General features: G+C 63.1%; 12 protein-coding genes. 8 read left to right on the top strand and 4 right to left on the bottom strand.

Going from position 1 to position 12,866, the window contains the following annotated elements:
- Positions 1 to 11: 11 nt before the first annotated feature.
- Positions 12 to 1,016, bottom strand: a complete 1,005-nt coding sequence (mca, locus tag HGQ17_RS10020) for a mycothiol conjugate amidase Mca (protein WP_168887810.1) — start codon at positions 1,014 to 1,016, stop codon at positions 12 to 14.
- A gap of 20 nt (positions 1,017 to 1,036) precedes the next feature.
- On the opposite strand from mca, the gene HGQ17_RS10015 reads away from it, so the two are divergent.
- From HGQ17_RS10015 to HGQ17_RS10005, 3 genes are all read left to right on the top strand, one after another.
- A complete protein-coding gene (locus HGQ17_RS10015; protein ID WP_168887809.1) occupies positions 1,037 to 1,480 on the top strand; it encodes a DUF4307 domain-containing protein in 444 nt (147 codons plus the stop codon).
- A 187-nt stretch (positions 1,481 to 1,667) separates the two neighbouring features.
- A complete protein-coding gene (gene greA, locus HGQ17_RS10010) occupies positions 1,668 to 2,171 on the top strand; it encodes a transcription elongation factor GreA (RefSeq protein ID WP_168887808.1) in 504 nt (167 codons plus the stop codon).
- A 5-nt stretch (positions 2,172 to 2,176) separates the two neighbouring features.
- Positions 2,177 to 4,321, top strand: coding sequence for a thioredoxin domain-containing protein (locus HGQ17_RS10005; RefSeq protein ID WP_168887807.1), 2,145 nt, complete (start codon positions 2,177 to 2,179; stop codon positions 4,319 to 4,321).
- On the opposite strand, the gene trhA is transcribed toward HGQ17_RS10005, so the two are convergent.
- Entirely contained in the window at positions 4,318 to 5,001 is a 684-nt protein-coding gene (gene trhA / locus HGQ17_RS10000) for a PAQR family membrane homeostasis protein TrhA (RefSeq protein WP_168887806.1), read from the bottom strand. The two genes, HGQ17_RS10005 and trhA, sit on opposite strands and share 4 nt — an antisense overlap.
- A gap of 119 nt (positions 5,002 to 5,120) precedes the next feature.
- Between trhA and uppS the strand changes: the two genes are divergently transcribed.
- Positions 5,121 to 5,927: a polyprenyl diphosphate synthase gene (uppS, locus tag HGQ17_RS09995; RefSeq protein ID WP_168887902.1), complete on the top strand. Its 807-nt coding sequence runs from the start codon at positions 5,121 to 5,123 to the stop codon at positions 5,925 to 5,927.
- A gap of 284 nt (positions 5,928 to 6,211) precedes the next feature.
- Positions 6,212 to 7,621 carry a PhoH family protein gene (locus tag HGQ17_RS09990; protein ID WP_168887805.1) on the top strand — a complete coding sequence of 470 codons (1,410 nt, stop codon included), beginning with the start codon at positions 6,212 to 6,214 and terminating at the stop codon, positions 7,619 to 7,621.
- Between the two features lie 5 nt (positions 7,622 to 7,626).
- Here HGQ17_RS09990 and HGQ17_RS09985 read toward each other — a convergent pair whose 3' ends face one another.
- Positions 7,627 to 8,376, bottom strand: coding sequence for a rhomboid family intramembrane serine protease (locus HGQ17_RS09985; RefSeq protein ID WP_168887804.1), 750 nt, complete (start codon positions 8,374 to 8,376; stop codon positions 7,627 to 7,629).
- Positions 8,377 to 8,498: 122 nt separating this feature from the next.
- On the opposite strand from HGQ17_RS09985, the gene HGQ17_RS09980 reads away from it, so the two are divergent.
- From HGQ17_RS09980 to HGQ17_RS09970, 3 genes are all read left to right on the top strand, one after another.
- A complete protein-coding gene (locus HGQ17_RS09980; RefSeq protein WP_168887803.1) occupies positions 8,499 to 9,908 on the top strand; it encodes a GntP family permease in 1,410 nt (469 codons plus the stop codon).
- Between the two features lie 40 nt (positions 9,909 to 9,948).
- A complete protein-coding gene (locus HGQ17_RS09975) occupies positions 9,949 to 10,719 on the top strand; it encodes a 3-hydroxybutyrate dehydrogenase (RefSeq protein WP_168887802.1) in 771 nt (256 codons plus the stop codon).
- 66 nt (positions 10,720 to 10,785) lie between these two features.
- Positions 10,786 to 12,195 (top strand): class II fumarate hydratase, encoded by a 1,410-nt coding sequence (locus HGQ17_RS09970; RefSeq protein ID WP_168887801.1) that lies wholly within the window; start codon positions 10,786 to 10,788, stop codon positions 12,193 to 12,195.
- A gap of 104 nt (positions 12,196 to 12,299) precedes the next feature.
- Here HGQ17_RS09970 and HGQ17_RS09965 read toward each other — a convergent pair.
- A partial coding sequence (locus HGQ17_RS09965; RefSeq protein WP_168887800.1) for an HNH endonuclease occupies positions 12,300 to 12,866 on the bottom strand: 567 nt, incomplete at its 5' end.

The following is a 12,866-nucleotide window of genomic DNA, read 5'->3' as shown; positions in this document are numbered from 1 at the left end:
TCTACCGGTCTTCAACGCAAACCGGCGAAGAGGTCATCCTCCGGGATCGAGGTCTCGACTTTGGAGTCCACCAGGACGAAATCGTCATAGGGCCACACCTCGCGCACAAAATCATTCGGGGTGGCGAAGAAGAAGCCCTCGGGCTCGACCTGGGTGCGGTGCGCACGCAGGGCAGCATCCCGGGCCTCGAGATAGTCGCCCACCGGGACCTGGGTGGTGGCCTGGTGATCGGTGAGCCAATCCGGTCGCTCGCCGTCCTCCCAGCGGGCCAGGCGCTCACCATAGGGGGATTCGATACCGGCTTCGACCAGTGCCTCATGCAGGGCCTTCAGTCGTGCGGGGTTGAAAGCGCGGTCGTAGTAGAGCTTCTGCGGCTGCCAGGGCTCACCACAGTCGGGATAGCGCTCCGGATCGCCAGCGGCCTCATAGGCCTCCATCGAAATCCGGTGGGTCATGATGTGATCCGGATGGGGATAGCCGCCGGATTCGTCATAAGTGGTGACAACATGTGGCCGGAACCGGCGGATCAGCCGCACCAGGGGGGCAGAGGCATGCTCAATGTCCAGGGTGGCGAAGGAGCCGTAGGGGAGCGGGGGCATGGGATCGCCCTCGGGCAGGCCGGAGTCGCTGAAGCCCAGCCAGACGTGCTCAATGCCCAGGGCCTCAGCTGCCTCGGCCATCTCCAGGCGGCGGACACCGGCGAGGTCCCGGTGGCACTGCTGGATCTCGCCAGCCGCCGGATTCAGGAGGCTGCCCTCCTCGCCTCCGGTGGCGGTGGCGACCATGACTCGTGCCCCGGCAGCCACATAGGCGGCCATCATGGCAGCGCCCTTGGAGGATTCATCATCAGGATGAGCGTGTACCGCCAGCAGGCGCAGTCCGGTGGAATCGGGCAGGGCCGGGGACTCCGGAGCCTGCTGGGCCAGAGCGGCCCCTGCCTGGGCGGCCCGGGGGTCATCGGCCGGTACCGTGCCGGAACCGCTTCCATGGGACTCGGTGAAAGACTGGTCACGCATGGACAGTAGAATAGCCGGTAATGAACGCCATCGAATCCGCCCGTGACTATGACCACACAGAGTTGGCGCAGCGTTATGGGACCCCCACAAAACGGCGGATCACCCCACTGGGGCAGAAGATCGCCGTCATCGCCGCGCTGGTGATCGCTGTGGCCGTCTCCGCATGGTTCACCATCGGCTTAGCCTCCGGGCAGCTGGAGTACCAGGATGTCGGCTACACCATCGAATCCGATACCCGGGCCACAGTGGAATATGAGGTGACCAAGGACTTCGATGCCACCGCCCAGTGCATGCTCCATGTGCTCGATGAGTCCTACGCCATCGTCGGCTCCCGCCTGGTGACCATCGGTCCTCATGAAGGCGGCGGAGAGGCAGATCGCGCCCAGTACTACACCTCGGAGCTGCGCACTGAGTACCGCGGTGTCAGCGGAGTGGTGGACTCCTGCTGGCTGTTGGAGGACTGAGCAGCTCAGCAGCCTCCCTCAGCTCGTTCACAATAGGCGCAATACTGAGGAAAATCGTTGAGATTCCAGGTCAGGGCGCCTACGATGTTTTCATCATGCAACAACCCCGTCGGGAACGCCCCCGGCGGGGTCTGTATTTAGGTGGACCCTAAAACCGCCGCCAAGGCATAGGAAAGAGGAGAGCACCGTGGCAACGAATACGCCCGAGACCGACGAGAACGCTCAGTGGCTGTCGCAGGAGGCCTATGATCGCCTCTCAGCAGAGCTGGAGCACCTCAAGGGCCCCGGCCGGCAGGAGATCGTTGAGCGGATTTCAGCAGCCCGTGACGAAGGCGACCTCAAGGAGAACGGCGGCTATCACGCGGCCAAGGAGGAGCAGGGCAAGGCTGAGGCCCGTATCGCCTACCTCACCCACCTGCTGGAGAACGCCCGGGTCGGCGGTACCCCGCCGGATGATGGTGTGGTTGAACCCGGCATGCTCGTCAAGGCCAAAGTGGCCGGCCGCGAGATGGAGTTCCTCTTCGGCAACCGAGAGATCGCCGGCAACACGGATCTCTCCGTCTACTCCGACGCCTCCCCGATGGGCGAGGCCATCAGCGGCGCCAAAGAAGGCGACAAAGTCTCCTACCAGGCGCCCAACGGCAGCGATATCGAGGTCGAGATCCTCTCGGCCACCCCGTACTCCGGCTGAGAGCCATGGCGAACCGCCTCGCTGACGCCCAGTCCGCATACCTCCGGCAGCATGCGCATAACCCGGTGGACTGGTGGCCCTGGGGCAGCGAGGCCTTCGCCGAGGCCCAGCGGCGGGATGTGCCGGTGTTCATCTCCATCGGCTACGCAGCCTGCCACTGGTGCCACGTGATGGCGGGGGAGTCCTTCGAGGACGAGGAAGTCGCCGCGGTCCTGAATCAGCGGTTCCTCAGCATCAAAGTCGACCGGGAGGAGCACCCCGAGGTCGACGACGCCTATATGGCAGCTACCCAGGCGATGACCGGTCAGGGCGGCTGGCCGATGAGCGTCTTCACCACAGCCGAGGGCAAGGTCTTTCACACCGGAACCTATTTCCCACCCCAGCGGATGGGGCAGATGCCCGGATTCACCGAAGTCCTCGATGCCGTATGGGAGGCCTGGACCCAAAGGCGGGACCAGGTAGAGGAGCAGGCCGGCAGTATCGCCGAGGCACTGACCAACCAGCGGCGCAAACAGTCCCAGCTGGCCACCCTGATTCCCAGCGAAGACTCAGGTGATAGCCACCAGGAGCTGGCCACCGCTGCCCTGGAGGCTCTTGTGGAGGAGGAAGACCCCGTCCACGGCGGGTTCGGGGCAGCACCGAAATTTCCACCCTCACCCCTGCTGAACTGGCTGCTGGAGGAATCATCGTGGGCACTGCACAGCGGCCGTGACGACAGAGCCGGCGGTCTGGCCCTGCACACGATGGAGGCCATGGCCCGCTCGGGGCTCTTCGACCATATCGAGGGCGGTTTCGCCCGCTATGCCACCGATAAGGCCTGGCAGCTGCCGCATTTCGAGAAGATGCTCTACGACAATGCCCAGCTCATCGGCTCCTATGCCCGGCTGAGCCGACATCCGGCAGCCGATGCAGAGACTCGCCAGATGGCCGAGGACCTCACCCGCCGGAGCATCCAATGGCTGAAACTGAGGATGCTCACCGAGCAGGGACTGCTGGCCTCCTCCCTGGATGCCGATACGGTCTACGAGGACGGCACCCACGCCGAGGGAGATACCTATCTCTTCAGCGATGATCAGCTGATCGAGGCAGGGCTTGCCAGTGGGCTCAGCCAGCAGCAGTCCCAAGCCCTTGCTGAACTCAACCGCGGGGTTCCCGCCGATGAGCACGCACTGCGCTCTGGGGCACCGCTGAACATCACCAGTGCCACACCCCGGACCCTGCACTTCGATGAGCCGCTGACCGGGGAGAACCTCGAGCTCTGGCAGCAGGTGCTCCCGGAGCTGCAGCGCATCCGCAGCGGCCGCCAGCAGCCGGCCCGAGACGAGAAGATCGTGGCCGCATGGAACGCCCAGGCAGTGACCTCCATAGTGCAGGCAAGTGCCACCTGGGCAGATCGGGAAGTCCTGGACTTCGCAATCTCAGTGGCCCAGCGGCTCTGGGATATCCATGTTGAGAACGACCGGGTCTACCGCACCTCCTACGACGGAGTCCGCGGCGAGGGGCTCGGCACACTGGCCGATCATGCCAATACCGCCAGTATGTGCTTCGCACTGGCCGGTATGGCAGAGAATGCGACCACCTGGCTGCAGCGCGGAACGGCACTGCTGGAATTCACCGTGGCGAACTTCATCACTGAGGCTGAAGGTCCAGGCCCCACCGGTGCGTCGGCCATTCTGGACTCCCTGGATGAGGGCGGGCTCCTACGCTCAGCGGCCCTGGCGGCCCATGCCACCCCCGTGGACGGTCCCGAGCCCAGCAGTATCGCCTCCCTGGCCCAAGCACTGCAGTCGGCTGAGGCCCTTGAGGTCCGCATCCAGAAGGGGGCTCAAATGATCACCCCGGATCAGATTCTGCAGCATGTGCCGGCATTGGCGGCCAAGGCGCCGTTGGCGGTGGGTGGATCGCTGCTGGCAGCCGGCCGGGCCCATCGCAGCTCCCCGGCACTGCGGGTCTTCAGCGCTGGGCCTGAGGATCTCGAAGAGGTCCGGGCCGCAGGTGCCCGGTATGGCATCCCAGTGGAGCCGGTAGATGCATCAGTCATCAGTGACGGGAACGAGCTTCAGGTCAGTATCTGCCTGAACTCTCCGGCGGCAGCTAGGTGCCTGGCGCCGTCGTCGTCAGTTGATGAGGCCCTGGCCCAGCTGCTCTAGGTGTAGAGCCCCATCACAATCGCGATGTAGTGGCAGATGAAGCCCACCAGAGTGCAGGCGTGGAAGAGCTCATGGAAGCCGAACCACTGCAGGGAGATATTCGGCCGCTTCAGCGCATAGAAGATCGCCCCGGTGATATAGGCGGCACCACCGGCGCAGACCAGCACGGCAGCAGCGATATCAGCGGCGAAGAAATCACCGATGAACCACACGGCAGCCAGGCCCAGCACAATGTAGAAGATCGTGTAGAGCCAGCGCGGGGCATCGGTCCAGAACAGCCGGAAGGCCACCCCGCCCAGGGCCCCGACCCACACCGCGCTCAGCAGAATGGTCCGGGCCGGATCCTCCAGCAGGGCCAGAGTCAGCGGGGTATAGGTGCCGGCGATGATCAGCAGAATATTGGTGTGATCCAGGCGTTTGAGCAGCCGGGCAGTCGGCGGTGACCACCGCCCCAGGTGATAAGTGGCCGAGACTGCGAACAGCAGCAGACCGGTGATCGCATAGACCGCAGAGGCGATCTTCAGCTGGGCAGTCGGGGCAAGAACGACGACGACGATCCCGGCAGCCAGTGCCAGCGGCACCATGCCGGCATGCAGCCAGCCGCGCATCCGTGGCTTCAGCGGCACATCGGTGTCGAAGAGCCGATCCGCCGGTGCCACATCACCAGTTCGTGTTCCCATATATCTAGTGTACGCCCAGAAGTGACCGGTGAGTAACTTATTCTGGATGAAGCTTGGTCACAGTCACATCCTCTACAGTGGGGCAGGTGAATGAACGGGGACCCATCAAACGATCGCTCCTGGGGCTGACCGACCTCGCGTACACGGTCTACGAGCGTCGCCTGCGCCGGGACCTCCCGCTTCCGCGGATCCCGCAGCATATCGGTGTGGTGGTCGACGGCAACCGGCGGTGGGCCAAACTCGCCGGCAGTCCTACAGCCGATGGGCATCTGGCTGGGGCGGACAAGATTGTGGAGTTCATCGGCTGGTGTGCGGAGCTGAATATCCCCACTGTGACCCTCTATATGCTCTCCACTGACAATATGAACCGCTCCGAGGCTGAGCTGGAGCAGTTGCTGGAGATCATCAGCGACACCCTCGACCGGCTGGCCGAATCCCGGCCCGGCGGCCGTCCGGTGCGGGTGCACCCCGTGGGGCAGCCCGAGCTGCTGCCCGAGCCCCTTGCCGCCAAGCTCTGGGATGTCACCAATGCCACTGGGGCAATCCCGAAGGTCACCGCCAAAACCGGTGAGGTGGAGGATCCCTGTGTGCATGTGAATGTGGCCATCGGCTACGGCGGGCGCCAGGAAATTGTCGACGCCGTCAAAGACCTCCTGCGCGAGGCCGATGGTGAGAAGACTCCGGCCGAGGTCGCCGCGGAGCTGACCCCGGAGATGATCTCTCAGCGGCTCTACACCCGCGGGCAGCCTGATCCGGACCTCATCATCCGCACCTCGGGGGAGCAGCGGCTCTCCGGTTTCCTGATGTGGCAGTCGGCCTATTCCGAGTTCTACTTCGCCGAGGCGCTCTGGCCAGACTTCCGACGGGTTGATTTTCTGCGAGCCCTTCGCGATTTCGCCAACCGGCAGCGGCGCTTCGGCAGCTGAACTGGCGGCTTCAGCAACTGTTTACCTACCTGTCACATACAGTTCGGTGTTTTGCGCACGGTCACGGGGTCGCGCGGTCTACATTGGGAAACGTCAGAACACTGACCGGAAGGCCCACAGCTTGATGCCGATACGCAGTTGGGGCCGGTACGGTCCCTGGCTGGGCAACTGGCTGCTTGGGGCTGACCGACCACCGCCCGACTATCGTTGCGGGGACGTGCCGTCGCTCGCAGCGGAGGACGAGCCTGAGACTGAACTTGGGGAAGAGTTTCAGGAACAGGCTTATGACTGCTCCGCCGCGCTGCCGAGTTCGCCCCCGGTCTGGAGAAACTGTGGCCTCCTTGAACACCACCCCCGACGTTGCTGAGGAACTCGAGACTGCTGTAGCGGCCGAACTGGCCCAGAAGTCTTATGTGTTGGACACCTCGGTCCTGCTCTCCGACCCCAAAGCTGTGCTCCGATTCGCCGAGCACGAGGTGATCATCCCGATTGTGGTGATCTCCGAACTTGAGAAGAAACGCCACGACTCCGAACTGGGGTACTACGCCCGCTCCGCCCTGCGGCTGCTGGATGAACTCCGGGTCAACTACGGGGCGCTGAACCAGCCCATCCCACTCAATGACGAGGGTGGGCATCTGCTGGTCGAACTCAACCACATCAATGAGAATGTCCTGCCGGTCGGATTCCGCCACGGTGACAATGACTCCCGGATCCTTGCAGTGGCGAAGTCCTTCGCCGATGAGGGCCGCGAGGTCACTGTCGTCTCGAAGGATCTGCCCATGCGGGTCAAAGCCTCGGCCATGGGGCTTTCGGCCGATGAGTACCGCAATGAGTGGGTGGCCGACTCCGGCTGGACCGGTCTGGCGGAGGTCACCGCCACTGAGGAACAGGTCGGGGAGCTCTACGACGGCGAGCGGATTGAGCTCGACGCCGCCGATGATCTGCCCACCAACACCGGCCTGGTCATCCAATCCGGACACGGCTCCGCCCTGGGCCGGGTGAAGATCGATGCGACCTCTAAGAAATACGTTCAGGTGGTCCGGGGGGATAAGGAGGTCTTCGGGCTGCACGGCCGCTCCGCCGAGCAGCGCCTGGCCATCGATATGCTCATGGACCGCGAGATCGGCATTGTCTCCATGGGTGGACGGGCTGGAACCGGCAAATCAGCCCTGGCTCTTTGCGCCGGACTCGAGGCAGTCCTGGAGCGGCGCGAGCATAAGAAGATCATCGTCTTCCGCCCGCTGTACGCCGTGGGTGGTCAGGAACTGGGCTACCTCCCCGGAACCGAGGCGGAGAAAATGAACCCCTGGGGTCAGGCCGTCTATGACACCCTCGGCGCATTGGTCAGTGAGAACGTGCTCGAGGAGATCATGGCCCGCGGACTTTTGGAGGTGCTGCCGCTGACTCATATCCGCGGCCGCAGCCTCCATGATGCCTGGGTGATCGTCGATGAGGCCCAGTCCCTGGAGAAGAATGTCCTGCTGACCGTGATGTCCCGGATGGGGCAGAACTCCAAGATTGTACTGACCCACGATGTCGCCCAGCGGGACAATCTGCGGGTGGGCCGGCATGACGGTGTGGCGGCCGTCGTCGAAATCCTCAAGGGCAACCCGCTCTTCGGCCACGTGACACTGACCCGCAGCGAACGCAGCCGGATCGCAGCCCTGGTGACTGAGCTTCTGGAAGAGGGCTGAGCCGCTTACTCGATGTACTTCGAGTAGTCGATATCCATACCGTCGTCGCTCTCATCGTTTTTCTTCGATGAGCTGCGGCGGCGGTTTGGTTTTCCCTCAACGGCCGGTGACGCGGCAGCCATGGGGGCCTTCTTCTGGGCCCGAGCCTCCCGGGCCTCCTTGGTGAGGATGAAGGCCACAAGCACACCCGCGATGGCGCCGGCGAGGTGACCGGTCCAGGAGATCCCCTGGGTGCCGGGGATGAGGTTCATCAGCATGGAGATGCCATAGGCGAAGGCGACGAAGATTCCGAAGATCATCGCCAGGAACCGCCGGGCGAGGATCGCATAGGTGATGATGAAGGCAGCGAAGCCGTAGATCACCGCTGATGCGCCCACGTGGTAGCCGACGCTGCCGGGGTGCCAGGGGGTGCCGATGACCCAGAGGATCGCCCCGGAGAGCAGCCAGAGGCCCAGCATCACCGAGGTGAAGCGCTTGGTCAGCATGGAGGTCATCCCGCCCAGCACCAGCCAGGACATCGTATTGCTGATCAGGTGCCAGATTCCGCCGTGCAGCAGCGGCATAAAGAGGATTCCGCTCAGCCCTGAGACCGTCCGCGCCTCCAGGGCGAGGGTTCGGTTGAACTGGTTTCCAAAGATCATGAAGAACAGGAACATCACCCACATGATCACCAGGGGCACCAGCACGGGGATGAATGTTCGTTTCATGGCAGCTTTGAGGTCGCTGCCGAGGGAGGGATCGGCCTTATCCGTCATAGTCCCATCGTACGGAAGATCAGTCCTGCGTCACCCCCTGATTTAACCCTGGTGTGGTGTGAGTCACATGTCTGATGTAATGTCACCTCCGGTGAATACCTGGTAACTGACATGGAGGCGTAATGCTCCTGGGAATCTTCGGCATCATTCTCTCGCTGGTTCTGCTGATCACATTGGCCTACCGCGGGATGCCGGTCATCATTGCGGCCCCGATCTGTTCGGTGGTGTGTGTGGTCTTCTCCGGGGCGCCGATCCTGGCCTCCTATACCGAGGTCTATATGCCTGCCCTTGCGGGGTTCGTCGGGGATTTCTTCCCGGTCTTCCTCACCGGAGCGATATTCGGCATCCTGATGACGGTCACCGGCTATGCCGAGGCGATCGCCAGGATTGTCACCGGGTGGATCGGCAGTAAGGGTGCGATCCCGGCCACGGTGATCACCTCGGCACTGATGACCTACGGCGGAATCAGTCTCTTCGTCGTCGCCTTCGTGATGTATCCCCTGGCTCGGGAGATGTTCCGAGTGGCCAATATTCCACGCCGTCTGATCCCCGGCACGATCGCCTTGGGCATCTTCACCTTCACTATGACCGCCCTGCCGGGTTCGCCTCAGGTGCAGAACATCATCCCCGCACAGCATTTCGCCACTGGTTCCTTTGCCGGCGCCGGGGTGGGTATTACCGGTGCAGTGCTGATCCTGGGGATCGGGCTGCTGTGGTTGGAGTACCGCCGCCGCAGCCTGAAGGCCAAGGGGGAGTACTTCGACTCCAAGGAGTCCGAGAAGGTCTCAGGCGGAATGGCCGACGACGGCGCCTCGGCACCTGTGGCAGTCCTGGCCCCGCCGAATAATGTGGTGCCCTTCCTGCCGCTGGCCACTGTCTTCGCCGTGAACTTTGCCTGCACACTATTCATCTTCCCTCGTCTTGACTGGTCCTATCTGGAGGAAGACACCTTTGGCGGAATCGGCCTGGATGACCGTGCCGGACTCTGGGCGGTGCTGCTGGGAATTGTGGCCGCCATCGGGCTGGTGATTGTGCTGAACTTCCGCCACCGGCAGGAGCTGAAGACCGGGTTCTACGAGGGTGCTAAGCGCTCGCTGCTGCCGATTTTCTCCACGGCTTCGGAGATTGGCTATGGGGCGGTGGTAGCCTCCGTGGCCGCCTTCGCTGTGATCCGTGATTCGATCTTCGGCATGGGTGCCAATGCCCTGGTGACCTCGGTGGTCACAGTCTCAATCACTGCGGGGCTCACCGGTTCTTCCTCGGGCGGTATGACCATTGCGCTCAACGCCTTGGGCGGTGACCTGCGGGCGATGGCCGAGGATGAGGGAACCTCCCTGGAGATTATGCACCGGCTGACGGCCATGGCGGCCGGCGGTCTGGATACCCTGCCGCATTCGGGTGCGGTCATCACCTTGCTGATCGTCTGTGGGCTGACCCACCGGCAGGGGTATAAGGACATCGGCATGGTCACTTTGGCCATTCCGACCACTGTGGTCGCCCTGCTTGTCGCCGGTGTGACCCTGCTGGGCTGATCATTGACAGTAACGAGTTCACATCCAGGAGTAGGAGCAGATGACTGTGAATCAGGATGTACAGGGCCCAAGCCTGGCCGGGCGCCGGGCGATCATCACCGGAGGTGCCTCTGGGATTGGGGCTGCCTGCGCGAGGGCCTTTGCTGCCGCGGGGGCTGAGGTCACCGTCTGTGATCTCAATGCGGAGGCCGCCCAGCCCCTGGCCGATGAGCTGGACGGTAAGGCCTGGGTGGCTGATCTCTCGGACACCGCGGCCTTGGAGTCGCTGAGCCTTGAGGCCGATATTTTGGTCAACAACGCTGGGGTACAGCGGGTGGCAGCTATCCATGAGTTTGTCCCTGAGGATTGGCGCCTGATTCACCGGCTGATGGTGGAGACACCCTTTCTGCTGACCCGAGCTGTATTGCCGGGGATGTATGAGCGTGGTTTCGGGCGGATCATCAACCTGTCCTCTATTCATGGGATCCGGGCCAGCGCCTATAAATCGGCATATGTCTCGGCTAAGCATGCCCTGGAGGGGTTCTCAAAGGTCACCGCCCTGGAGGGAGCCCCACACGGGGTGACGTCGAACTGCATCAACCCCGGTTATGTGCGCACTCCCTTGGTGGAGAAGCAGATTGCTGACCAGGCGAAGATCCACGGAATCAGCGAGGAGGACGTCGTCGAGCAGGTCATGCTGACCGAAGCGGCAGTGAAGCGTCTGGTGGAGCCTGAGGAGGTGGCTTCATTGGCACTGTGGTTGGCCGCGGATGCTTCGGCGATGGTGACCGGTTCGGCCTATGTCATGGACGGCGGCTGGTCCGCCCGGTAGATAGGATGGCTGAAGACTGAGCCGGACTGCGGCTCACCACCTACCGTCGAGTTCCGGGAGTATGCCATGACTGAGACCGAATACCGTATTGAGCGCGACACGATGGGCGAGGTCAAAGTGCCCGTCAACGCGCTCTACCGTGCGCAGACCCAGCGTGCTGTGGAGAACTTCCCGATCTCCGGGCGCACTCTGGAGGCCACCCACATCCAGGCCCTGGCGCAGGTGAAGAAGGCTGCCGCTCAGGCCAATGCGGAACTCGGTGTGCTGGACAACGAACTGGCCGAGGCTATTGTCCATGCCGCCGACCAGGTCATCTCCGGGGAGCTGGATGAGCACTTCCCGGTGGATGTCTTCCAGACCGGTTCGGGCACCAGTTCCAATATGAATACCAATGAGGTGCTGGCGACCCTGGCCAATAAGTACCTCAAGGAGAAGGGGTCGGATAATGAGGTCCACCCCAATGACCACGTCAACGCCTCGCAGTCCTCCAATGACGTGTTCCCCACCTCGGTGCATGTTGCTGCCACCGGCGCTCTGATCAACGATCTCAAGCCTGCCCTGGACTACCTCGCCACCGCGCTGGAGGAGAAGGCCGGGGAGTTCGCTGAGGTCGTGAAGTCCGGCCGTACTCACCTCATGGACGCCACCCCGGTGACCCTGGGCCAGGAGTTCTCCGGCTATGCGGCTCAGGTCCGCTACGGCATCGAGCGGGTGGACTCATCGCTGCCTCGCGTGGCTGAGGTTCCGCTGGGCGGTACCGCAGTGGGCACCGGTATCAACACTCCGCTGGGCTTCGCTGAGAAGGCAATCGCCAACCTCGCCGAGGGCACCGGCCTGCCGCTGACTGAGGCCCGTGACCACTTTGAGGCTCAGGCCAACCGCGATGGTCTCGTGGAGGCCTCCGGTCAGCTGCGCAATATCGCCTACTCCCTGATGAAGATCAACAACGATCTGCGCTGGATGGGCTCCGGCCCGAACACCGGTCTGGGCGAGATCGCTATTCCGGATCTGCAGCCGGGCTCCTCGATCATGCCCGGTAAGGTCAACCCGGTCATCTGCGAGTCGGCCATCCAGGTCTGTGCTCAGGTGATCGGCAATGACACTACTGTGGCGCTGTCCTCCACCAATGGTGCTTTCGAACTGAACGTCGGCATCCCCGTGATGGCCCAGAACCTCCTGGAGTCCATCCGCCTGCTGGCCAACACCTCCCGCGTGATGGCCGACAAGATGATCAAGGGCCTGACCGCCAACGAGGAGCGTGCAGCATTCCTGGCCGGGGCTTCCCCCTCGGTTGTGACCCCGCTGAATAAGTACATCGGCTATGAGGCTGCTGCTGAGATTGCTAAGCACGCAGTGAAGAACAAGGTCACCGTCCGCGAAGCCGTGGTCGCTCTGGGCTACCTCGAGCGCGGTGAGCTCACCGAGGAGCAGTTGGATAAGGCCCTCGATGTTATGAGCATGACTCACCCCGGCTAAATTCCGGGTTTCTACGCCTGTTATCTGCCCAGCGGGGTAGGAGAGTACGTTCCCTGTCCCGCTGGGCAGGTTCAGTTAAGCGAGCAATTGGAGTGAGTGTCCTTCTACGCGGCCCTACGGTGTGAACTCTCGGCCGGGCTTACTGGAGGCGGATCCCCATTCGGTGGTGGGAGGTACCCGTGGGATTTGAGCCGGTGATGTCTCCGGCAGAGTGCCCAGAGGTTTGATCCTGTGGTGGGTCCGGCTCGTTCGTAGGGAATCTGATGGTCCAGATCGGATCGTTCGGCAGGGATGGTGCAGCCAGTGGCCTGGCAGATCCCGTCGCGGAAGATCACAGCGTCACGTAGTCGTTCTGGTGCGAAGCGCCCGTTGTAGACCACCGAGAGGATGTCCCGGTCAGCACGTCTCTTATTTGTGCGGGTGCCTGCGGTGTACCACTCGTGATCCGCCTCGGGATCAGCGGCGAGTTTTCGGATGTCTGCCGCGGGGATGATGCTGGCCCGGTCGGTGGTGATGGCGGGTTCCTCTGAGTCCCCGGTGAGTGTTTCCTCCGGGACCATCACGCAGATCTTGGCTGAGATGGGTGTGCTGTAGCAGTGGCCATCGCGCAGCCAGGCGCTGAGCAGATCGGCCTCCCGCTGGCGGATGGTCCGGTCGTCAACGGCGTCGGT

Origin of the sequence: Nesterenkonia sedimenti, assembly GCF_012641515.1 — a bacterium.
GTDB lineage: Bacteria > Actinomycetota > Actinomycetes > Actinomycetales > Micrococcaceae > Nesterenkonia > Nesterenkonia sedimenti.
This window is presented reverse-complemented; position numbering and strand designations above follow the sequence as displayed.

Bases quoted from the DNA above. Each gene is read 5' to 3' on its own strand.
- mca (WP_168887810.1), bottom strand. From the start codon at position 1,016: ATGCGTGACCAGTCTTTCACCGAGTCCCATGGAAGCGGTTCCGGCACG.
- HGQ17_RS10015 (WP_168887809.1), top strand. From the start codon at position 1,037: ATGAACGCCATCGAATCCGCCCGTGACTATGACCACACAGAGTTGGCG.
- HGQ17_RS10005 (WP_168887807.1), top strand. From the start codon at position 2,177: ATGGCGAACCGCCTCGCTGACGCCCAGTCCGCATACCTCCGGCAGCAT.
- trhA (WP_168887806.1), bottom strand. From the start codon at position 5,001: ATGGGAACACGAACTGGTGATGTGGCACCGGCGGATCGGCTCTTCGAC.
- HGQ17_RS09990 (WP_168887805.1), top strand. From the start codon at position 6,212: ATGACTGCTCCGCCGCGCTGCCGAGTTCGCCCCCGGTCTGGAGAAACT.
- HGQ17_RS09985 (WP_168887804.1), bottom strand. From the start codon at position 8,376: ATGACGGATAAGGCCGATCCCTCCCTCGGCAGCGACCTCAAAGCTGCC.
- HGQ17_RS09980 (WP_168887803.1), top strand. From the start codon at position 8,499: ATGCTCCTGGGAATCTTCGGCATCATTCTCTCGCTGGTTCTGCTGATC.
- HGQ17_RS09975 (WP_168887802.1), top strand. From the start codon at position 9,949: ATGACTGTGAATCAGGATGTACAGGGCCCAAGCCTGGCCGGGCGCCGG.
- HGQ17_RS09970 (WP_168887801.1), top strand. From the start codon at position 10,786: ATGACTGAGACCGAATACCGTATTGAGCGCGACACGATGGGCGAGGTC.